This is a genomic window from Streptomyces sp. WAC 04229, from assembly GCF_003947455.1.
Lineage (GTDB): Bacteria > Actinomycetota > Actinomycetes > Streptomycetales > Streptomycetaceae > Streptomyces.
Genome location: NZ_QHJH01000062.1, coordinates 1 through 20,618 on the forward strand (window position 1 = coordinate 1; position 20,618 = coordinate 20,618).

Annotated in this window: 22 protein-coding genes; 13 read left to right on the forward strand and 9 right to left on the reverse strand. The window is 72.0% G+C overall.

The annotated features are described in order from the left end of the window. Positions 1-39: 39 nt before the first annotated feature. The gene (locus DMH12_RS18525; protein WP_125492664.1) at positions 40-612 is read right to left on the reverse strand and encodes a helix-turn-helix domain-containing protein; all 573 of its coding nucleotides are present in this window, start codon (positions 610-612) and stop codon (positions 40-42) included. 107 nt (positions 613-719) lie between these two features. On the opposite strand from DMH12_RS18525, the gene DMH12_RS18530 reads away from it, so the two are divergent. The 4 genes from DMH12_RS18530 (at position 720) to DMH12_RS18545 (ending at position 4,318) form a co-directional block, all read left to right on the forward strand. Beyond that, the gene (locus tag DMH12_RS18530; RefSeq protein WP_125492665.1) at positions 720-1,346 is read left to right on the forward strand and encodes a bifunctional 2-polyprenyl-6-hydroxyphenol methylase/3-demethylubiquinol 3-O-methyltransferase UbiG; all 627 of its coding nucleotides are present in this window, start codon (positions 720-722) and stop codon (positions 1,344-1,346) included. A 140-nt stretch (positions 1,347-1,486) separates the two neighbouring features. Beyond that, positions 1,487-1,987: a DinB family protein gene (locus tag DMH12_RS18535; RefSeq protein WP_125492666.1), complete on the forward strand. Its 501-nt coding sequence runs from the start codon at positions 1,487-1,489 to the stop codon at positions 1,985-1,987. Positions 1,988-2,314: 327 nt separating this feature from the next. After that, positions 2,315-3,631 carry a M14 family zinc carboxypeptidase gene (locus DMH12_RS18540; RefSeq protein ID WP_185832397.1) on the forward strand — a complete coding sequence of 439 codons (1,317 nt, stop codon included), beginning with the start codon at positions 2,315-2,317 and terminating at the stop codon, positions 3,629-3,631. Positions 3,632-3,739: 108 nt separating this feature from the next. Continuing rightward, entirely contained in the window at positions 3,740-4,318 is a 579-nt protein-coding gene (locus tag DMH12_RS18545) for a dihydrofolate reductase family protein (protein ID WP_125492668.1), read from the forward strand. Here DMH12_RS18545 and DMH12_RS18550 read toward each other — a convergent pair. Then, a complete protein-coding gene (locus tag DMH12_RS18550; RefSeq protein ID WP_125492669.1) occupies positions 4,300-5,022 on the reverse strand; it encodes a helix-turn-helix domain-containing protein in 723 nt (240 codons plus the stop codon). The genes DMH12_RS18545 and DMH12_RS18550 overlap by 19 nt on opposite strands. A gap of 48 nt (positions 5,023-5,070) precedes the next feature. Next, positions 5,071-6,159 (reverse strand): redox-regulated ATPase YchF, encoded by a 1,089-nt coding sequence (gene ychF / locus DMH12_RS18555; protein WP_125492670.1) that lies wholly within the window; start codon positions 6,157-6,159, stop codon positions 5,071-5,073. Positions 6,160-6,336: 177 nt separating this feature from the next. Here ychF and DMH12_RS18560 point away from each other — a divergent pair, with 177 nt between their 5' ends. Then, positions 6,337-6,945, forward strand: coding sequence for a DUF6542 domain-containing protein (locus DMH12_RS18560; RefSeq protein WP_125492671.1), 609 nt, complete (start codon positions 6,337-6,339; stop codon positions 6,943-6,945). Positions 6,946-6,973: 28 nt separating this feature from the next. On the opposite strand, the gene ppgK is transcribed toward DMH12_RS18560, so the two are convergent. Both ppgK and DMH12_RS18570 read right to left on the reverse strand, forming a co-directional pair. Further along, positions 6,974-7,714, reverse strand: a complete 741-nt coding sequence (gene ppgK / locus DMH12_RS18565; RefSeq protein ID WP_125492672.1) for a polyphosphate--glucose phosphotransferase — start codon at positions 7,712-7,714, stop codon at positions 6,974-6,976. A gap of 30 nt (positions 7,715-7,744) precedes the next feature. After that, entirely contained in the window at positions 7,745-8,761 is a 1,017-nt protein-coding gene (locus tag DMH12_RS18570; RefSeq protein WP_125492673.1) for a 4-hydroxy-3-methylbut-2-enyl diphosphate reductase, read from the reverse strand. Positions 8,762-8,901: 140 nt separating this feature from the next. Between DMH12_RS18570 and DMH12_RS18575 the strand changes: the two genes are divergently transcribed. The 3 genes from DMH12_RS18575 (at position 8,902) to DMH12_RS18585 (ending at position 12,116) form a co-directional block, all read left to right on the forward strand. After that, complete coding sequence (locus DMH12_RS18575; RefSeq protein WP_125492674.1) at positions 8,902-10,275, forward strand: APC family permease; 1,374 nt, start codon at positions 8,902-8,904, stop codon at positions 10,273-10,275. A gap of 368 nt (positions 10,276-10,643) precedes the next feature. After that, entirely contained in the window at positions 10,644-11,852 is a 1,209-nt protein-coding gene (gene xseA / locus DMH12_RS18580; protein ID WP_125492675.1) for an exodeoxyribonuclease VII large subunit, read from the forward strand. A 9-nt stretch (positions 11,853-11,861) separates the two neighbouring features. Beyond that, on the forward strand, positions 11,862-12,116 hold the full coding sequence (locus DMH12_RS18585; RefSeq protein WP_125492676.1) for an exodeoxyribonuclease VII small subunit: 255 nt from the start codon (positions 11,862-11,864) through the stop codon (positions 12,114-12,116). Here DMH12_RS18585 and DMH12_RS18590 read toward each other — a convergent pair. Then, on the reverse strand, positions 12,113-12,328 hold the full coding sequence (locus tag DMH12_RS18590) for a DUF4287 domain-containing protein (RefSeq protein WP_125492677.1): 216 nt from the start codon (positions 12,326-12,328) through the stop codon (positions 12,113-12,115). The genes DMH12_RS18585 and DMH12_RS18590 overlap by 4 nt on opposite strands. 236 nt (positions 12,329-12,564) lie before the next feature. Between DMH12_RS18590 and DMH12_RS18595 the strand changes: the two genes are divergently transcribed. Beyond that, the gene (locus DMH12_RS18595; protein WP_125492678.1) at positions 12,565-13,155 is read left to right on the forward strand and encodes a malonic semialdehyde reductase; all 591 of its coding nucleotides are present in this window, start codon (positions 12,565-12,567) and stop codon (positions 13,153-13,155) included. An 80-nt stretch (positions 13,156-13,235) separates the two neighbouring features. Here the strand turns inward: DMH12_RS18595 and DMH12_RS18600 are convergent, their stop codons facing one another. Next, entirely contained in the window at positions 13,236-13,769 is a 534-nt protein-coding gene (locus DMH12_RS18600) for a DUF4245 domain-containing protein (protein ID WP_185832391.1), read from the reverse strand. A gap of 126 nt (positions 13,770-13,895) precedes the next feature. On the opposite strand from DMH12_RS18600, the gene glpX reads away from it, so the two are divergent. Further along, positions 13,896-14,927 carry a class II fructose-bisphosphatase gene (glpX, locus tag DMH12_RS18605; protein ID WP_122616021.1) on the forward strand — a complete coding sequence of 344 codons (1,032 nt, stop codon included), beginning with the start codon at positions 13,896-13,898 and terminating at the stop codon, positions 14,925-14,927. Between the two features lie 196 nt (positions 14,928-15,123). Here the strand turns inward: glpX and DMH12_RS18610 are convergent, their stop codons facing one another. Beyond that, entirely contained in the window at positions 15,124-15,504 is a 381-nt protein-coding gene (locus tag DMH12_RS18610; protein ID WP_125492679.1) for a WhiB family transcriptional regulator, read from the reverse strand. Between the two features lie 104 nt (positions 15,505-15,608). Beyond that, positions 15,609-16,289, reverse strand: a complete 681-nt coding sequence (locus tag DMH12_RS18615) for a DUF1707 domain-containing protein (protein ID WP_125492680.1) — start codon at positions 16,287-16,289, stop codon at positions 15,609-15,611. 199 nt (positions 16,290-16,488) lie between these two features. On the opposite strand from DMH12_RS18615, the gene DMH12_RS18620 reads away from it, so the two are divergent. The 3 genes from DMH12_RS18620 to DMH12_RS18630 all read left to right on the forward strand — a co-directional run bounded on the left by DMH12_RS18620 (position 16,489) and on the right by DMH12_RS18630 (position 20,407). Further along, on the forward strand, positions 16,489-18,156 hold the full coding sequence (locus DMH12_RS18620; RefSeq protein ID WP_185832392.1) for a fumarate hydratase: 1,668 nt from the start codon (positions 16,489-16,491) through the stop codon (positions 18,154-18,156). Between the two features lie 59 nt (positions 18,157-18,215). Further along, positions 18,216-19,601 (forward strand): aspartate ammonia-lyase, encoded by a 1,386-nt coding sequence (locus tag DMH12_RS18625; RefSeq protein WP_125492682.1) that lies wholly within the window; start codon positions 18,216-18,218, stop codon positions 19,599-19,601. A 104-nt stretch (positions 19,602-19,705) separates the two neighbouring features. Further along, positions 19,706-20,407 (forward strand): DUF402 domain-containing protein, encoded by a 702-nt coding sequence (locus DMH12_RS18630; RefSeq protein WP_125492683.1) that lies wholly within the window; start codon positions 19,706-19,708, stop codon positions 20,405-20,407. The last annotated feature ends 211 nt before the right edge of the window (positions 20,408-20,618 follow it).

Here is a 20,618-nt window from a genome sequence, read left to right on the forward strand (position 1 = left end):
CCTCCCGGCCGCTCCCCGGCCGTCCCCCCGGCCCGCCGTTCAGCCGCTGTGCACATGCGCGCGCACTCCCTGCAGCCCGAACAGGACGAGCAGTTCGACCGCGCCCCCGTCGGCGCTGCCCAGCCAGTGCGGCAGGGACGTGTCGAACTCGGCGGCCTCGCCGGAGGACAGCGTCAGGTCGCGCTCCCCGACCAGCAGCCGCAGCCGGCCGCTCAGCACGTACAGCCACTCGAAGCCCTCGTGCGTCTGCGGGGTCGGTTCGAGCGGCGCCGGCCGGCTCGGGATGATCATCTTGAACGCCTGGGTCCCGCCGGGCCGCCGGGACAGCGGCACGAAGACCATGCCGAAGCGCCGGACGGGTTTCAGGTGGATCCGCGGATCACCTGTGCGCGGGGCGCCGACCAGGTCGTCCAGCGGGACGTCGTAGATCCGTGCGAGCGGCAGCAGCAGCTCCAGGGTGGCCCGGCGCTGTCCGCTCTCCAGCCGCGACAGGGTGCTCTCCGACACCCCGGTCGCCGTCGCGAGGTGGGCCAGGGTGATGCCCCGGTCCCGGCGCAGCGCGCGCAGCCTCGGACCCACCGCGTCGAGTACCTCGTCCGTTCCGGCGTCCATCCGGCCACCTTGCCACAACGGCAAGTTTTCGTGCCAGACGGCCCGGTGGCCGCCGAGACTGGCGGCATCACGACCCGAGCGTCACGACAGGAGTGGAAGGAGTTCCGATGAGCGCCACCGACGAGGTCACGTTCTGGGACGGGCTCTACGCGGCCCGGCCCGCGGCGAGCGACGCGCGGCCGAACCACCGGCTCGCCGAGGCGGTCTCCGAGGTGCCGCCCGGCGACGCGCTGGACCTGGGGTGCGGCAACGGCGGCGACGCGCTGTGGCTCGCCCGGCGGGGCTGGCGGGTCACCGCCGTCGACATCTCGGCCGTGGCGACCGAACGGCTCGCCGCGCACGCCCGCGCGCAGGGCCTCGGCCACCTGGTCACCGCCGAACGGCACGACCTGCGCGCGTCCTTCCCGGCGGGCCGGTTCGACCTGGTCTGCGCCCACTACCTGCACACGCCCTTCGACCTGGACCGGGCCGCGCTCCTGCGCACGGCCGCGCACGCGCTGCGCCCGGGCGGGCGGCTGCTGGTCGTCGACCACGGCTCGACCGCGCCGTGGTCGTGGAACCAGGACCCCGACGCCCGGTACCCGAGCCCGTACGAGGTCGCGGCGGACATCGGCCTCGACCCGGCGGCGTACCCGGTCGAACGGGCCGACTCCCCGCGTCGCCGCGCGACCGGCCCCGGCGGTCGCACCGCCGAGGTCGTGGACCACGTCCTGCTCATCCGGCGCGCCGCCTGATGCGGCGGCGGGGACGCGACGCCTGACGGAGGAGCGATGCCCGACCGAGCCCGACCGGGCGGCCGGGAACGGCCGGTCGTCCCAGCCCGACCGGGCGGCCGGGAACGGCCGGTCGCCCCACCCCGACCAAGGAGGTCACCATGCCCCCCGCCACTCGACGCGCCCGGCGCCGGGACGCCCCGCCGCCCCGGACCGGAGGCAGCGAGGCCGAGACCCTGCACGGGTTCCTCGACTACCTCCGGACCTCCGTCGCCGGCAAGGTCGACGGCGCCCCCGAGCCTCAGGTCCGTACCGCCGCCGTCCCGTCCGGCACGAACCTGCTCGGCCTGCTCCACCACCTGACCCACGTCGAGCGCGCGCTCTTCCTCGGCGCCGAGGTACGGGACTGGCAAGCGACGTTCCGGGCCGCGCCGGAGGACGGCGTGGCCGAGGTGGTCGCCCGCTACCGGGAGGCCGTCGAGCGCGCGAACCGGATGCTCGACGCCTGCACCGACCTCGCCGCACCACTCCCCCGGCATCCGCCCGGCAAGCCCGCCCCCAGCGTCCGCTGGGCCCTCACCCACATGATCGAGGAGACCGGCCGCCACGCCGGGCACGCGGACATCCTGCGCGAGCTGATCGACGGCGCGACGGGGCGCTGATCAGCGCGCACGGCGGTCAGCGGCGCGACGGTCGCGCCACCAGGCGACCGGCTCGCGCCCATCTCGCCCAGCCCCAACCACCCCGACAACAACGGACATTGACAACAGTGACCTGGTGAGCGAACGCTGACAAGAGCACACCGGACACGGTGCGCCACGATCCCACGGGGAGGAGACGGCATGGCGAACACGATCGAGATCCGTCCGCTGGACAAGAAGGAGACCACCGGCGGCAGCGGTGGCAACGGCGGTTCCTGACCCGGCACCCGAGTCGACGCGGAGCCGTACGCGATGAACCGCGCGACGAACGTGGCGACGCACCGCACGCTGAGGCGCTACCCCACGGTCGCGGAAGTCACCGAGTCGGCGCGGCGGCTGGTCACCCGGTTCCCCGGGGCCTGCCGCCTGCGCCGCATCGGTGTGTCCCGCGCCGGACGAGCGATCGAGATGCTGTCCGTGGGGCACGGGCCGCGCCACGTCCTGGTGGTCGCGCGGCCGCACCCGGACGAGCCGGTCGGCGGCGCGACCGCTCTCGTCCTGGCCGAGTGGGTGGCGCGGGGCCACGGGCGGTCCAGGGCGACCGACCCCCGTCTCGTCACCTGGGACATCGTCCTGTGCCTCGACCCCGACGGCGCCGCGCTGAGCGACGGCATCGAGGCGGCGACCGCCGGCCCCGGCCACACCCTGGCCGACTACTACCGGGCCGCCTTCCGACCGGTCGCCGCGGAGCAGCCGGAGTGGGCGCCGATCGTCTCGCGACACCTCCCCGAGAGCCGGGCCCTGTTCGACGTCGTCGACGAGCTGCGGCCCCACCTCCAGTGCTCCCTGCACAACGTCGACGCGGGCGGCGGCTGGGTCCAGCTGACCCGCGACCTCCCCGCACTCGCCGCGCCCTTCGGGACCTCCGCGGCCGAACTCGGCATCCCGGTCCAGCACGGCACGTACGACGCCCTGTACTGGGACAACCCCGCTCCCGGGATCCACGTCCTGCCACCGCCGGACAGCACCGCGCGCCTGGCGGCCGGGTCCGAGAACATCGGGCTGTCCACCTGGTGCGCGCCCCAGAGGTACGGCGGGGTCACGGCGATCGTCGAAGTGCCCATGTGGGCCACCGACCTGGCCGACGACCTCTCCCCGCACCCGGAGGCCGCGCACGTCCTGCGGGACCTGTCCGGGCTGGTCCGCGAGAGCGGCCGGCAGGTGACCGCCGTCTTCGACCGGGCCCGCGGATTCCTGCCCCCGGCCGAGGACGACCCGCCCCGGCGCGTACTGGAGTGGATGGCCGACGACCTGTACGACCTGGTCGCCGACTCCTGGACCCGGCTGGCCCGGCAGGCGGCCGACGCCTCCCGCACCGGCGGTCCCGCGCCCCTGACCAGGGCGGAGGTCTGTGCCCTCGACGTCGTCGCCCGACGCCAGCCGCTGCGCGCGGCGGGCCTGCTGCTGCGACTCCTCGAGGCGTCGGACGACCGGGCCGCCCCGGGACTGCACCGGGAGCTGACCGGCCTGTTCACCGCGTGGTGCGACGACTTCGAGCAGGCGCTGCGGCTGCGCTGGGTGCCCGTGTCCCGTCAGGTGGAACTCCAGGCACGGACGGTCGTGGCGGCCGCCGAGAGCGCGCTGGACACGACCCTCACCCGGTAGGAGAGCGGACCCGGACCTCCCCCGTGTCGTTTCTGTCCAAGACCAGCCCCCGGACCGCCCTCTAACGTGGCCTCAACAGCTCGCCGACCACCCAGAGGAGACACCACCATGCGTGACTTGGTCTACACCGGCTTCATGTCGCTCGACGGCGTCGTGGACTCACCCGGCGGCGGGCCGAGTGAGGGGCACCGCAGCGGCGGCTGGGTCTTCAAGGACCTCGAGTTCGTGCCGGAGGCCTGGTCGCTGAAGGCCGAGGAGCTGGCCGACACGACGGCGCTGATGTTCGGCCGGCGCAGCTACGAGGCGTTCGCGCCGGTCTGGCCCGGCTCGGAGGACCACGCCGCCTACAAGGACATGCCCAAGTACGTCGTCTCGACCACGCTGTCCGACGACGCCCTCGTCGACGGGTGGGGACCGACGACCATCCTGCGCTCGACCGAGGACGTCGCCGCGCTCAAGGAGGGCGAGGGAGGCGGGATCTTCATCCACGGAAGCGCGGAACTCGCCCGGCGGCTCGCGGACGCGGGCCTGATCGACCAGTACAACCTGCTCGTCTTCCCGACGCTGCTCGGTGCCGGGAAGAGCCTGTTCGGCCGGTCCGACCGCGACAAGCAGATGCTGACGCTGCGGGAGTCGCAGAGCTACTCGAACGGCGTCCTGAAGCTGGTCTACGACGTCAAGCGCTGATCAGCGCGCTGATCCAGGTCGAGGGCGATCGCACCACCGGCACCGTCGCGCAACTGCCCGGCGGTGCGGCCGACATAGGCACGCAGGGCCCGAGCCAGGTGCGGCTCGTCGAAGAAGTCCAGCTTGCCGACGACGTCGGCGGCCGGCTCCCCGGCCGCCAGCAGCTCCGCCGCCGTGCGGGCCCGCTCGATCTGCCGGACGGCACCCCTGGTCAGCCCGGTCGCGGCCCGGAACCGCCGCTCGACCGTACGCCCGGAGACGTCCGGTCGAGCCCCCCGCAGCACCTCGGCGACGACCGGATCACGAACCAGCACCCCGTCCCCGACCAGACGCTCGACCAGAGCCTCGGCGTCGTCGGCCCCGGGTGTCTCCCAGCGCCCTCCGTCCAGCCGGAACGTCCGCCGCGTGGTGTCGGGCAGCACGACACCCCCGTCGACCAGCCCCGACACGGGCACGGACCGCAACGACGTACCCACGGCGAACTCGATCCCGGTGAACCGCGCCCCCTCCGGCACCGGCGCCGTACCGGCCCGGGTCCCGGGCCCGGTCACCCCGGCGAACGCCCGCCCGCCCTGCTCCCAGAACACCAGCCCCAGACGCGCCCCGGCGACGGACGTCATCCCCGTCACCCGCTCACTCCGGCAGGTCCACACGGCATCGACCCACGACGAGTCGGACCCACGAGTCTCAAAGCGCAGCGACACGGCGGCAGAATACGCGCCGCCGTGCCGGCTCGGGCACCCGTTTCCCGACTACACGTTGAAGCGGAACTCCACCACGTCGCCGTCCCGCATCACATACTCCTTGCCCTCCATCCGCGCCTTGCCCTTCGCGCGGGCCTCCGTCACCGAGCCCGTGGCGACGAGGTCGTCGTAGGAGATGACCTCGGCCTTGATGAAGCCCTTCTGGAAGTCGGTGTGGATGACTCCCGCGGCCTCGGGGGCCGTGGCGCCCTTCTTGATGGTCCAGGCGCGGGATTCCTTGGGGCCGGCCGTCAGGTAGGTCTGCAGGCCGAGGGTGCGGAAGCCGACGTGGGCGAGGGTGGCGAGGCCGGGTTCCTCCTGGCCGACGGACTGGAGGAGTTCCAGGGCCTCGTCCTCCTCCAGCTCGGCGAGGTCCGACTCCAGCTTGGCGTTGAGGAAGATCGCCTCGGCGGGGGCGACCAGGGCACGCTGCTCGTTCTTGAAGGACTCGTCGGTCAGCTCGTCCTCGTCGACGTTGAAGACGTAGAGGAAGGGCTTGGTCGTGAGGAGGTGGAGGTCGTGGAGGAGTTCGTTGCGCTCGGTGCCCTGGACGATGCCGTGGGCGAAGAGCGTGTCGCCCTTCTCCAGGATCTCCTTGGCCTCCTCGACGGCCTTGACCTTCGGCGCGACGTCCTTCTTGATCCGGGACTCCTTCTGGAGGCGCGGGAGGACCTTCTCGATGGTCTGGAGGTCGGCGAGGATCAGCTCGGTGTTGATCGTCTCGATGTCGTCCTTGGGCGAGACCTTGCCGTCGACGTGGACGACGTTCTCGTCCTTGAAGGCGCGGATGACCTGGCAGATCGCATCGGACTCGCGGATGTTCGCGAGGAACTTGTTGCCCAGGCCCTCGCCCTCGCTCGCGCCGCGCACGATGCCCGCGATGTCCACGAAGTCGACCGTGGCCGGGAGGACCTTCTCCGAGGAGAAGATCTCGGCCAGCTTCGTCAGGCGGGGGTCAGGGACGCCCACGACGCCGACGTTGGGCTCGATCGTGGCGAACGGGTAGTTGGCCGCGAGCACGTCGTTCTTGGTCAGGGCGTTGAACAGGGTCGACTTGCCGACATTCGGCAGACCGACGATTCCGATCGTGAGCGACACGTTGCGACTTCCCGTACGTGAGGATGCGGAGGAGATGGGGCGGGCCAGGCAGGGGCCGATCCACCAGTCTACGGGGTGGCCGGTACCACCCCCGCGTGGTGTCGAACGCTTGGCCAGGTCTGGCCGACGGCGTGTCTGTCGGCCTATTCGACACATAAACCGACCTAAGTTGGTCCAGTGGAGCAACACGGGACGCGACCTGCGCAGTACGGACCGCGACGGAGCCGGGCGGCGCTGCCCCCGCAGGGGCGGGGCGGCGCCGCCGGCCGTCCGGTCGGGCGGCCGGCGGGTCCGCGGGCGGGCGGCGGACCGGCGCGGGCGGCCACGGGGCGCCAGGCCGGACGGCCCGGTCCGGCGGCGCGGGAGGCGAGTGCCCGGCGCACGATGCCCAACCCGCGGCTGACGGGTCTGGGCAGCGGTCTGTTCTGCGCCGCCGTCATGGTCGTGCTCGGCTGGCTCGACGCGCTGCTCCTCGGAGCGTCCCTGACTGTCTACGGCGTGCTCTTCGTGCCGGTGTGCCTGCTCACCGCGGTCTGGGTGCGCCGGGGCGACCTGCTGACCGCGCCCGTCGTCGTGCCGATCGCCTTCGCGGTGGGGCTGGTGACCGTGGCTGAGAGCGGGGACGGCGGCCTCGGGGGGCGGCTGATGGGGATCGTGACCGCGCTGGCCACCGAGGCCGGGTGGCTGTACGGCGGGACGCTGGTCGCGGGATCGACGGTGATCGTCCGCAGGATCCGGTTGATGCGCCGACGGCGGGCCGCCGCCCGGAACCGTCCGCCGGGGTGACCCGCGGCGGACGGTGCGAGGGCCGCGGTCAGCGGGACGCGTGCATGGCCGCGCCGACGATCCCCGCGTTGTTCTGGAGCTGCGCGGGGACGATCTCCGCCTGGATGCCCTCGATGTGGTGCAGGAACTTGTGTGCCTTCCGGCTCACTCCGCCGCCGATGATGAACAGCTCCGGCGAGAACAGCATCTCGACGTGGGCGAGGTACTTGCGCACCCGGTGGGCCCACTGCTCCCACGACATGTCGTGGTCCTCCTTGACCTTGCTGGAGGCGCGCTTCTCCGCGTCGTGGCCGTCCAGCTCCAGGTGCCCCAGCTCGGTGTTGGGGACGAGGACTCCGCCGTGGAAGACGGCACTGCCGATGCCCGTGCCGAAGGTGAGCAGGACGACCGTGCCCTGCCGGCCGCGCCCGGCGCCGAAGTTCATCTCGGCGACGCCCGCCGCGTCCGCGTCGTTGACGACCGTCACGTCCAGGCCGCCCAGGCGCTCCGCGAACAGGCTCCGCGCGTCCGTGTCCACCCAGCTCTTGTCGACGTTGGCCGCGGTGCGGACCATGGCGCCGCCGGTCACCACGCCCGGGAAGGTGAGTCCGACCGGACCGGTCCAGCCGAAGTGCTCGACGACCTCCTTGACCCCGTCGGCCACGCCGTCGGGATCCGCAGGTTGCGGAGTCAGCACCTTGCAGCGCTCCTGGGCGAGGTCGCCCCTGTCGAGGTCCACAGGGGCGCCCTTGATCCCGGATCCGCCGATGTCCACGCCGAAGATCTGCATGGCACCCACGTTACGGCCTGCGACTGACGGTCACGCCCCGGCGGTACCCGAACCGCCCCGCTCCGCCACCAGGCCCGCGGCCTCCTCGCGCAGGTCGCGGCGGAGCTCCTTGGGCAGCGAGAAGGTGATCGACTCCTCGGCGGCCTTGACGATCTCCACGTCCTCGAAGCCGCGCTGCGACAGCCACTCCAGGACCTGCTCGACCAGGATGTCCGGGACGGACGCGCCGGAGGTGACGCCGACCGTGGTCACGCCCTCCAGCCAGGCCTCGTCGGCCTCGTCGGCGAAGTCCACGAGGTACGCATCGCGGGCGCCCGCCTGCTTGGCGACCTCGACGAGACGCTTGGAGTTGGAGGAGTTGCGCGAGCCGACGACGATCACCAGGTCGGCCTCGGCGCCCATCTGCTTGACCGCGAGCTGGCGGTTCTGCGTGGCATAGCAGATGTCGTCGCTCGGCGGGGAGATGAGCTGCGGGAACTTGTCCTTGAGCGCGTCGACGGTCTCCATGGTCTCGTCGACGGACAGGGTCGTCTGGGAGAGCCACACCACCTTGGACGGGTCGCGGACCTCGACCTTCGCGACGTCCTCGGGGCCGTCGACGAGCTGGATGTGGTCGGGGGCCTCCCCGGAGGTGCCGATGACCTCCTCGTGGCCCTCGTGGCCGATCAGGAGGATGTCGTAGTCGTCGTTTGCGAAGCGGACGGCTTCCTTGTGGACCTTGGTGACGAGCGGGCAGGTGGCGTCGATGGTGGCGAGCCGGCCGCGCTCGGCCTCCTCGTGGACGACGGGAGCCACGCCGTGCGCGGAGAACATCACGATGTTCCCCGGGGGGACCTCCTCCGTCTGCTCGACGAAGATCGCGCCCTTCTTCTCCAGGGTCTGGACGACGTACTTGTTGTGAACGATCTCGTGCCGGACGTACACCGGGGCCCCGTACTGCTCCAGGGCTTTCTCGACGGCGATCACGGCGCGGTCCACACCCGCGCAGTAGCCACGGGGGGCGGCGAGCAGGACACGGCGGCCAGGCGAAGCAGTCATGGCACCCATCGTAAGGCCGCGTTCGGCGGGTCAGAGATCGCGTGGGTACGGCGTTGCCGGGGAGACTGACGGGAACGTTCCGAGCCGGAGTTCCATGCGGGGTTCGAGGCGGAGTTCGAGACGGGGTCCGAGGCGCTGGCGGAGGCACGATGTCGGAGACCGGTACGACGGCCCCAGGGGCCGGTGAGGAACACCAGCTGCGGCGCAGTCTGGGCTTCAGGGACCTGGTCGTCTACGGCCTGCTGTTCATCGCGCCCATGGCGCCGGTCGGCGTGTTCGGCACGCTGGACGCGAAGTCGCACGGCGCGGTGGCGCTGGTGTACGTCGTCGCCACGATCGCGATGGCGTTCACCGCATTCAGCTACGCGCAGATGGTGCGGGTGGTCCCCCAGGCCGGATCGGTGTTCGCGTACGCGCGCGTGGGGCTCGGCAACGGGGCGGGGTTCATCGCGGGCTGGATGGCGATGCTGGACTACGTCCTGATCCCGGCGGTGGCGTACCTGTTCTCCGGCATCGCGATGGAGGCGCTGGTTCCGGAGGTCTCCCGGTGGGTGTGGACGGCGATCGCGGTGATCGTCACGACGCTGCTGAACCTGTGGGGGGTGCGGGCGGCGGCCCGGGTGGGCTTCCTGGTGCTCGCCATGGAGATCGTGGTCCTGGTGGTGTTCGTGGTGGCGGCGATCGTGGTCCTGGCGCGGGACGGGGCCGCGCGCGACTGGCTGTCGCCGCTGTCCGGGGACGGCACGCAGGGGGCCTTCGCGCTGTCGGCGGTGGTCGGCGCGGTGTCGGTGGCGGTGCTGTCGTACCTGGGCTTCGACGCGATCGCGACGTTCGCGGAGGAGGTCACCGGCGGGTCGGCGAAGGTCGCGCGGGCCCTGTTGTTCTGCCTGGCGCTGGCGGGTGTGCTGTTCGTGGCGCAGACGTACCTGGTGGCGCTGCTCGAGCCCGTGTCGTCGGCGCAGCTGGCGGCGGAGCCGGAGCGGCAGGGGTCGGCCTTCTACGACGCCGTGGACGCGTCGGTGGGCACCTGGCTGCACGATCTGGTCGCGGTCAGCAAGGCGATCGGAGCGGCGTTCGCGGCGCTGGCCGGGCAGGCGGCGGCCGGGCGGCTGCTGTTCGCGATGGGCCGCGACCGGCGGCTGCCGGGGGTGCTGTCGCGGACGGATTCCGGGGTGCCGCGTGTGGCGCTGCTGGTCTCGGCGGTGATCACGATGGCGGCGGCGGTGTGGGCGGCCCGCCGGGACGACGGCCTCGACCACCTGGTGTCGGTGGTCGACGTCGGCGCGCTGACCGCGTTCACGCTGCTGCACGCGAGCGTGGTGGGCTGGTTCGTGGTCCGCCGCGGGGACGCCCCGGTCAACTGGTGGAAGCATCTGGTGGTGCCGGTCCTGGGCGCGGCGATCACGATCGCGGTGATCGTGGAGGCGTCGGGCAGCGCGCAGGTCGTGGGGGCGATCTGGCTGGCGGTGGGCCTGGCGGTCCTGGCGGCCCAGGCACGCGGGAGGCGCGCGGCGGGGGCGTGACCCGCGCGCGGCGGTACGGACGACGCCCGCGACGAGGATCCGACGAACGCGGCCCCCACGCGCGCCTCGCGCCGGCCGCAGCGCGAGCACGCCCCCGGGCCCGGCACGGCGCCCCGGCAGGGCCGACCCGCCATCGACCGGTGCGGGCGACTCCCCGGACGCGACCGCCGGGTGGGCGGCCCCGCCCAGTCCGCCCACCCGGCGGCGTGCACGCACGCGTGCATGGGCGAGCGGCCCCCGCCCAGCCCGGCGGCGCGGGGGCGGGGCGCCGCGCACGGCTGCCGCCGCCGGGGCGCACGCGTGCGTGCCGAGGCCCCTGTCGCCCAAGCCCCGCAGGGATGTCGTACCCGGCCGTTACGCTCGGGCGCATGGCTGTTAACTCCACTCCCGAAAGCCCGCTGCCCGTGGGTGAGGTGTCGCGGCTGATCGGAGGGTGGATCGACCGGCTCGGCGCGGTCTGGATCGAGGGGCAGATCACACAGCTGTCGCGGCGGCCGGGCGCGGGGGTCGTGTTCCTGACGCTGCGCGACCCGTCGTACGACATCTCCGTGAGCGTCACCTGCTACCGGCAGGTGTTCGAGGCGGTGGCGGACGTGGTCGGCGAGGGTGCCCGGGTGGTCGTGCACGCCAAGCCGGAGTGGTACGCACCGCGCGGGCAGCTGTCGCTGCGGGCCGCCGAGATCAAGCCCGTGGGTGTCGGGGAGCTGCTGGCACGGCTGGAGCAGCTGAAGAAGGCCCTCGCGCGGGAGGGGCTCTTCGCGCCGGAGCGTAAGAAGCCGCTGCCGTTCCTGCCGCAGTTGATCGGCCTCGTGTGCGGCCGGGCCTCGGCGGCCGAGCGGGACGTCCTGGAGAACGCCAGGCACCGCTGGCCCGCCGTCCGCTTCGAGGTGCGCAACGTCCCCGTGCAGGGCGTGCACGCGGTGCCGCAGGTGGTGCAGGCGGTGAAGGAGCTGGACGCGAGGGACGACGTGGACGTGATCGTCGTCGCGCGCGGCGGCGGCAGCGTCGAGGATCTGCTGCCCTTCTCCGACGAGCAGCTGGTGCGCGCGGTCGCCGCGTGCCGTACGCCGGTCGTCTCGGCGATCGGGCACGAGCCGGACAATCCGCTCCTCGACCACGTCGCCGACCTGCGCGCCTCCACACCGACCGACGCCGCGAAGAAGGTCGTGCCGGACGTCGGCGAGGAGTACGAGCGGGTGCGGCAGCTGCGGGACCGGGCACGGCGGTGCGTCGCGGCCTACGTGGACCGGGAGGAGCGAGGGCTGGCCCACGCGCTGGCCCGGCCGTCGATACAGGATCCGCACCGGATGATCGAGGAGCGGGCCGAACAGGTGACGGCCCTGCTGGACCGGGGCCGCCGCTCGTTGCGGCACCACCTCGACCGGGCCGCCTCCGAGCTGACGCACACGCACGCGCGCGTGGTGGCGCTCTCCCCCGCCGCGACCCTCAAACGGGGGTACGCCGTGCTCCAGCGCGCCGACGGGCACGCCGTCCGGGATCCCGGCGAGGTGGAGCCGGGCGAGGCGCTGCGGGCGCGTGTCGCCGAGGGCGATTTCTCCGTACGAGTCGACGCATAGGGTGGGTGGATGACCAGCGAGGTGGAGCAGCCGACGGCCATGTCCGAGGCGCTCGGGTACGAGCAGGCGCGGGACGAGCTGATCGAGGTCGTCCGGCGGCTGGAGGCCGGCGGTACGACGCTGGAGGAGTCCCTCGCCCTGTGGGAGCGGGGCGAGGAGCTGGCGAAGGTGTGCCGCCGCCGGCTGGACGGCGCCCGGGCCCGCCTGGACGCGGCACTGGCCGAGGAGGCGGGCGCGGAGGACGAGGGGGACGGGACCCGCTAGCCCTTCGCCGTGTCCTCCGCCAGCGTGTGCGCGACCAGCGCGTTCGCGTGCCCGTGGCCCAGGCCGTGCTCGGTCTTGAGCCAGCCGACCAGCTCCATGTGCTTGGTGAGCGGCGAGGAGCGGATGAGCTCCTTCCACTCGGCGACCGGACGGCCGTACTTCTTCTCGATGGCGGGGAAGTAGGAGGCCGGGCCCTTCACGGTGGCGGTCATGTCGAGTTCCCATCTGTGTGAGGCGGTGTACCGCCCTTTACGACTCCGGCGCCCGCGACAAGTAACCGCTGGTGCGATGTGATCCAGGCCACTCCTCCTTCGTCGGCACTGTGAAGCGGATCACCGCACTCCTCTTTTGGTTGAACCTTGAACTTCTTTCCCGTACCGTCGGTCCGGTCAATGGCTCCCGGCGCCCCACCGGCGTGCAGCCGACGCACCATCGAGGAAGATCACGTATGTCTCTCGTTCTTGACCCCGCCGCCCAGGACCTGCTGTTCCGCGAGGCCCGCACCGCGAACACCTTCACCGACGAGCCGGTGACCGACGAGCAGGTGCAGGCGATCTACGACCTGGTCAAGTACGGCCCGACCGCCTTCAACCAGTCCCCCCTGCGCATCACGCTGGTCCGCTCCCCCGAGGCCCGCGAGCGCCTCGTCCAGCACATGGCCGAGGGCAACCGGCCCAAGACGGCCGCCGCCCCGCTGGTGGCGATCCTCTCGGCGGACAACGAGTTCCACGACGAGCTGCCGCAGCTCTTCCCGCACTTCCCGCAGGCCAAGGACGCCTTCTTCAGCGAGCGCCCGGCGCGCGAGGGTGCCGCCCTGCTGAACTCCGCCCTGCAGGCCGCGTACTTCATCGTCGGCGTCCGCGCCGCGGGCCTGGCCGCCGGCCCCATGACCGGTCTGGACTTCGAGGGCGTCCGCAAGGAGTTCCTGGACGACGACCACACCCCGCTGATGGTCGTCAACATCGGCCGCCCGGGCCCGGACGCCTGGTTCCCGCGCTCCCCGCGCCTCGCCTACGACCAGGTCGTCACGACCGTCTGATCCCCGGCACGTCCGCACGGACGCATGACGAAGCCCCCGGCCCAGCGGCCGGGGGCTTCGTCATGCGTCCGTGCGGGGGTTCACGCCAGCTTCAGCGCCGCCGCCATCTTGCCCAGCTGCTCGAACGACCCCGTGCCGGCCACGACCGTCGTCGCGCCCTTCATGGCGGAGTCGCCCTCCAGCACCAGCGCGTCGTACCGGCCACCCGTGTACCGGGTCCACGTGCGGCCGCCGATCTCCTCGGTCCGCTCGGTGGCCCGCGACCCCTGGCTGGCATCCTCGATGAACGAGGCGGGCTTCCGCGTGGACTGCTCGATCGCCACGTACTCGCCGTCCGGGGCGTGGAAACCCAGGTGCCAGGCGTCGAAGTCGTCGCCCTGGAAGCGGACGGAGGTCGGCTTCCAGTCCTGGGACAGACCCTCGGGCGCCGCCACCGGGTACGACGCCGCGCGCTGCGCGGTCAGCAGCTCCACCCGGTAGTCGACCCGCTTGACGTCCGGTTCGCCGTCGTCGTGCGGAATGAAGATCCAGATCACGCCCGCCGCGAGGACGATGAGCCCGAGGGAGAGAATCATGTCCCGGGCCGACTTCTGCTTGCCTTTCATACCTGCCACGCCCCCTATCGTCGCAGGTGCCTGAGCCGCTCAAACGTGGGGTCCCCTGCTCATTTTGTCGGACTGACGATAGAGTCATGGCCATACCCTCATCCGGCCGTCGTCGTATCAGAAAGGTGCGCTCCGATGACCGAGCATCATCTGCCGTCCGAGCTGGACGTCCCCTCAGAGGCCCCCGACCGCAACCTCGCCATGGAACTGGTGCGGGTCACCGAGGCCGCGGCCATGGCCGCCGGCCGCTGGGTCGGGCGCGGTGACAAGAACGGCGCCGACGGTGCCGCCGTGCGCGCCATGCGGACCCTCGTCCACACCGTCTCGATGAACGGCGTCGTCGTCATCGGTGAGGGCGAGAAGGACGAGGCCCCGATGCTCTTCAACGGGGAGCGGGTCGGCGACGGGACCGGCGCCGAGGTCGACATCGCGGTCGACCCGATCGACGGCACCACGCTGACCGCCAACGGCATGACCAACGCCATCGCGGTGCTGGCCGCCGCCGAGCGCGGCTCCATGTTCGACCCGTCCGCCGTCTTCTACATGGACAAACTGGTCACCGGCCCGGAGGCCGCGGACTTCGTCGACATCAACGCGCCGGTGTCCGTGAACATCCGCCGGATCGCCAAGGCCAAACGGCGCACCCCCGAGGACGTCACCGTCGTCATCCTCGACCGGCCCCGCCACCAGGGCCTGATCAAGGCGGTCCGGGAGACCGGCGCCCGCATCAAGCTGATCTCCGACGGCGACGTGGCCGGCTCCATCCTGGCGCTGCGCGAGGGCACCGGCATCGACCTGCTCCTCGGTGTCGGCGGCACCCCCGAGGGCATCATCTCGGCCTGCGCGGTGAAGTGCCTGGGCGGCACCATCCAGGGCAAGCTGTGGCCGAAGGACGACGAGGAGCGGCAGCGGGCGATCAACGCCGGTCACGACCTGGACCGCGTCCTGACCACGGACGACCTGGTCTCCGGGGACAACGTCTTCTTCGTCGCGACCGGCATCACCGACGGCGAGCTGCTGCGCGGGGTGCGGTACCGGTCGGAGACGGCGACGACCGACTCGATCGTGATGCGGTCCAAGTCCGGGACGGTGCGCAGGATCGACTCCGAGCACCGGCTGAGCAAGCTGCGGGCGTACAGCGCGGTGGATTTCGACCGGGCGAAGTGACTCCGTCGGTCGTGCGGGGCGCCTCTTGAAGTGGGGGTGCCTGTCCGTCGGCGGGTGCGGGTGGGGTGTGGCTGGTCGCGCCCACGCGGCGGAGCCGCACATCGTCAACGCCCCGCGCCCCTTTGGGGCGCTGAGCCGTCCCGGCGTGAGAAAGGCACCCTCTGTGCGGAGAGGGTGCCTTTTCGCGTGGTGCGGGCTAGCCCGCCGCGGCTATGGGGGCCGCCGACGTGCGTGGGGCCTTCTTCAGTTCGGCCTCGCGGCGGCGGCGCCTGGCCAGGACCACGCGGCGTTCGGCGGCGGTGAGGCCGCCCCAGACGCCGTAGGGCTCGGGCTGGAGGAGGGCGTGTTCGCGGCACTCGACCATGACGGGACAGCGGGCGCAGACGCGCTTGGCGGCCTCCTCGCGGGAGAGCCGGGCGGCGGTCGGTTCCTTGGAGGGGGCGAAGAACAGTCCGGCCTCGTCGCGCCGGCACACCGCCTCGGTGTGCCACGGAGCGTCTTGGTCCCTGTCCCGCACCGGCCCCCGCTGGGCCGGAACGGCAGCTACCTGCAGGGACGAATGCGGCGGTTGCAGCACGGTCTACTCCTGACGACGGCTTCGCGAGCGAGAGACGATGCGTCAAGGCTTACCCGTTGTGCGCGTGCCTATGCACTGGGTTCCCAACGGCTGGGGACGGTGCGCTAGAGGTGCTTGCGCAAACCCTTCTCGACCCGGCGGTGCACCCGGTCCAGGAGGTCCGCGACGACCTTGCCGCGCTTGGGACGCGCTTCCACATGGCCCAGCACGGCCCAGCCGTCCACGTAGACGACGGGGGCGTCGGGCTCGTCGGAGTCGAGGGTGTGCACCTCGAAATTGCCGAGCACGCCGCCGCCGGTGCCGCGCAGCGACACGTTCTCCGGGACGCGGACCTCGACACTGCCGAAGACGGAGAAGGCCTTGATCACGACCTGTTGGTACTCGAAGACGGCCTCGCTCAGGTCTATCTCGACGCTGCCGAAGACCGCGTACGCGTGGATGCGGCGGCTCGCCCGCCAGCGGCCCTTGCGGACGGCGCTGCTGAACACCGCCACCACGTTCTCGTCGGGGTCCGGGGGGATGGCGCCGGCCGTGGGCCGGCTGGGGGCCGGAGCGGCGGGCGGCCCGCCGTGGTGCGCGGCGGGCAGGTCGCGCACGAAGACGTCCAGCTCACCGACGGTCTTGGCGGCCAGCACGCCCTCGACCCGCTCGGCGTGCTCGTCGGCGGTGAGGCGTCCCTCCGCGAGGGCGTCGCGGAGCATGTCGGCGACGCGGTCGCGGTCGGCGTCCGAGGCGCGAAGCTCGGAGGTGCGCGGTGCGGGCTGGGCGTGCTTCTGAAGGTCCACGGCAGCAGCGTACCGAAACGCGATAGATCGCGACCAGACCTGTGGACAACCTTGTCGCACCTTACTGAGCCTTACCTCACAAGCCCGGCGCCGCGCGCAGGTTCTACGCTGGTTGGCGCTGCCGATGGAGGCCAGCCGTCGTTGCTGAGAGATCCAGCGAAATCCAGCCGCGCGCGATGTCTAGTGAGGAATGGGCGAGATGCCTGAGTTCGCGTACACCGACCTGCTCCCCCAGGGCGAGGACACCACTCCGTACCGGCTGGTGACCGCCGAGGGCGTGTCCACCTTCGAGGCCGACGGGCGGACCTTCCTCAAGGTGGAGCCGGAGGCGCTGCGCAAGCTGGCCGAGGAGGCCATCCACGACATCCAGCACTACCTGCGCCCCGCCCACCTCGCGCAGCTGCGCCGCATCGTCGACGACCCCGAGGCGTCGGGCAACGACAAGTTCGTCGCGCTGGACCTCCTGAAGAACGCGAACATCGCGGCGGCGGGCGTGCTGCCCATGTGCCAGGACACCGGCACGGCCATCGTGATGGGCAAGCGCGGCCAGAACGTGCTCACCGAGGGCGGCGACGAGGCGGCCCTGAGCCGCGGCATCTACGACGCCTACAAGAACCTGAACCTGCGCTACTCGCAGATGGCTCCGCTCACCATGTGGGAGGAGAAGAACACCGGCTCCAACCTCCCCGCCCAGATCGAGCTGTACGCGACCGACGGCGGCGCCTACAAGTTCCTGTTCATGGCGAAGGGCGGCGGCTCGGCCAACAAGTCGTTCCTCTACCAGGAGACGAAGGCCGTCCTCAACGAGTCCTCCATGATGAAGTTCCTGGAGGAGAAGATCCGCTCGCTCGGTACGGCCGCCTGCCCGCCGTACCACCTGGCGATCGTCGTCGGCGGCACGTCGGCCGAGTACGCGCTGAAGACCGCGAAGTACGCCTCCGCGCACTACCTGGACGAGATCCCCGCCGAGGGTTCGGCGCTCGGGCACGGCTTCCGGGACAAGGACCTGGAGGAGAAGGTCTTCGAGCTGACGCAGAAGATCGGCATCGGCGCGCAGTTCGGCGGCAAGTACTTCTGCCACGACGTGCGCGTGGTGCGGCTGCCGCGGCACGGGGCCTCCTGCCCGGTCGCCATCGCCGTGTCGTGCTCGGCGGACCGGCAGGCGGTCGCGAAGATCACCGCCGAGGGCGTCTTCCTGGAGCAGCTGGAGACCGACCCGGCGCGGTTCCTGCCGGAGACGACGGACGAGCATTTGGACGAGGCCGGTGACGTCGTCAAGATCGACCTGAACCAGCCCATGGACGACATCCTCGCCGAGCTGACCAGGCACCCGGTCAAGACCCGGCTCTCCCTGACCGGTCCCCTGGTCGTGGCCCGCGACATCGCGCACGCCAAGATCAAGGAGCGGCTGGACGCGGGCGAGGAGATGCCGCAGTACCTGAAGGACCACCCGGTGTACTACGCGGGCCCGGCGAAGACCCCCGAGGGCTACGCCTCCGGCTCCTTCGGTCCGACCACCGCCGGACGGATGGACTCCTACGTCGAGCAGTTCCAGGCGGCGGGCGGCTCCAAGGTGATGCTGGCCAAGGGCAACCGGAGCAAGCAGGTCACCGACGCGTGCGACGCGCACGGCGGCTTCTACCTCGGCTCCATCGGCGGGCCGGCCGCGCGGCTCGCGCAGGACTGCATCAAGAAGGTCGAGGTCGTCGAGTACGAGGAGCTCGGCATGGAGGCGGTCTGGAAGATCGAGGTGGAGGACTTCCCGGCGTTCGTCGTGGTGGACGACAAGGGCAACGACTTCTTCCAGGACCCGGCGCCCGCACCGACGTTCACGAGCATCCCGGTGCGGGGCCCCGGCCTCGGCTAGGCGCTCACGAACGGGGGCGGTGCCGGAACATCCGCACCGCCCCGCACGCTGTACCCGGTATGAGCGACTACCGCATCGAGCACGACTCCATGGGCGAGGTCCGCGTCCCCGCGGACGCCAAGTGGCGGGCGCAGACGCAGCGCGCCGTCGAGAACTTCCCGGTCTCCGGTCAGCGGATCGAGCGCGCCCACATCGAGGCGCTGGCCCGGATCAAGGGCGCGGCGGCGAAGGTCAACGCCGAACTGGGGGTCCTGGACAAGGACGTCGCCGCCGCGATCCAGGAGGCGGCCGGCGAGGTCGCCGAGGGCAGGTGGGACGAGCACTTCCCGGTCGACGTGTTCCAGACGGGGTCCGGCACCTCGTCCAACATGAACACCAACGAGGTCCTCGCCACCCTGGCCACCGAGCGCCTCGGCCGCGACGTGCACCCCAACGACCACGTCAACGCCTCCCAGTCGTCCAACGACGTCTTCCCGTCCTCGATCCACATCGCCGCCACCGCCGCCGTCACCCGCGACCTGATCCCGGCCCTCGACCACCTCGCGGACGCCCTGGAGCGCAAGGCGGAGGAATTCGCCGACGTGGTGAAGTCCGGGCGTACGCACCTGATGGACGCGACGCCGGTCACGCTGGGCCAGGAGTTCGGCGGGTACGCGGCGCAGGTGCGGTACGGCGTCGAGCGGCTCAACGCCTCGCTCCCCCGCCTCGCCGAACTGCCGCTGGGCGGCACCGCCGTCGGCACCGGCATCAACACCCCGCCCGGCTTCTCCGCCGCCGTCATCGAGGAGGTGGCCCGCGCGACCGGGCTGCCGCTGACGGAGGCACGCGACCACTTCGAGGCGCAGGGCGCCCGGGACGGCATCGTCGAGACGAGCGGCCAGCTGCGGACCATCGGCGTCGGGCTGACGAAGATCGCGAACGACCTGCGGTGGATGGCCTCCGGCCCGCGGACGGGGCTGGCGGAGATCTCGCTGCCCGACCTCCAGCCCGGCTCGTCCATCATGCCCGGCAAGGTCAACCCGGTGATCCCCGAGGCCGTCCTCATGGTCGCCGCCCAGGTCACCGGCAACGACGCGACCGTCGCGGCGGCGGGCGCGGCCGGCAACTTCGAGCTGAACGTCATGCTGCCGGTCATCGCCAAGAACGTACTGGAGTCGGTACGGCTGCTCGCCAACGTCTCGCGGCTGCTCGCCGACCGGACCGTGGACGGCGTCACCGCGCACCGGGACCGGGCGCGCGAGTACGCGGAGTCCTCGCCCTCCGTGGTCACGCCGCTCAACAAGTACATCGGGTACGAGGAGGCGGCGAAGGTCGCGAAGAAGGCGCTGGTCGAGCGGAAGACGATCCGCCAGGTCGTCCTGGAGGGCGGGTACGTCGAGCGCGGCGACCTCACCGGCGAGCAGCTGGACGAGGCGCTGGACGTGCTGCGGATGACCCGTCCGTGACCCCGCCGCCGTGACGACCCGTCCGTGGCCCGGCCGCCGTCGTGCGCGCGGACGCTCTCGCGATCTTCGGCGCGCCGGATGGCCACGGCACCTAATATCTGTGCATGGCAGACGGTGAAGCGGTGAGCGAGGCCACGGAGGCGGGCGGTGCGGCGGCCCCGGAGTTCTGGGAGCCCGGGAGTCACATCCTGTGGCGGTACCGGGAGAACGGCGGCCCGCGCCTCCACATCGCGCGCCCCGTCACCGTCGTACGGGACGACGCCGACCTGCTCGCGGTGTGGCTGGCGCCCGGCACCGAGTGCGTGAGGCCGGTGCTCGCCGACGGTACGCCCGTGCACCTGGAGCCGCTGGCCTCGCGCTACACCAAGCCGCGCACCGTGCAGCGCGACCGGTGGTTCGGCACCGGCGTGCTGAAGCTGGCGCGGCCCGGCGAGCCCTGGTCGGTGTGGCTGTTCTGGGATCCGGGCTGGCGGTTCAAGAACTGGTACGTGAACCTGGAGGAGCCGCTGGCCCGTTGGGAGGGCGGTGTCGACTCCGAGGACCACTTCCTGGACATCTCCGTCCACCCGGACCGCACCTGGTACTGGCGGGACGAGGACGAGTTCGCGCAGGCCCTGCGGGACCGGCTGATGGACGCCGGGCAGGCCGAGCGGGTGCGGGCGGCGGGCCGGGCCGCGGTCGCGGGGATCCGCGCCTGGGGCTCGCCGTTCACCGACGGCTGGGAGGACTGGCGCCCCGATCCGGCGTGGGCGGTACCGTCGCTGCCGGGGGACTGGGATCGCACGCCCGCGCACGTGTCCTCATGAGACCCTTGAAGTGCCCCCGGGCAAGAAACGTAGGATCGTCCTCCGCAAGGGAGCGCGGCAACGGCAACCGGCGGAGCGTGCGCTGTGCTTGACCGATCGTCACCGAGGGGCGGCAGGACGTGAGCGAGGGGTACGAGGGCAACACGGAGACGGGCCGCCGACGGCCCGCCGGTGACACGGCAACAGCCTCTGACCACGCGGGAACCCCGTT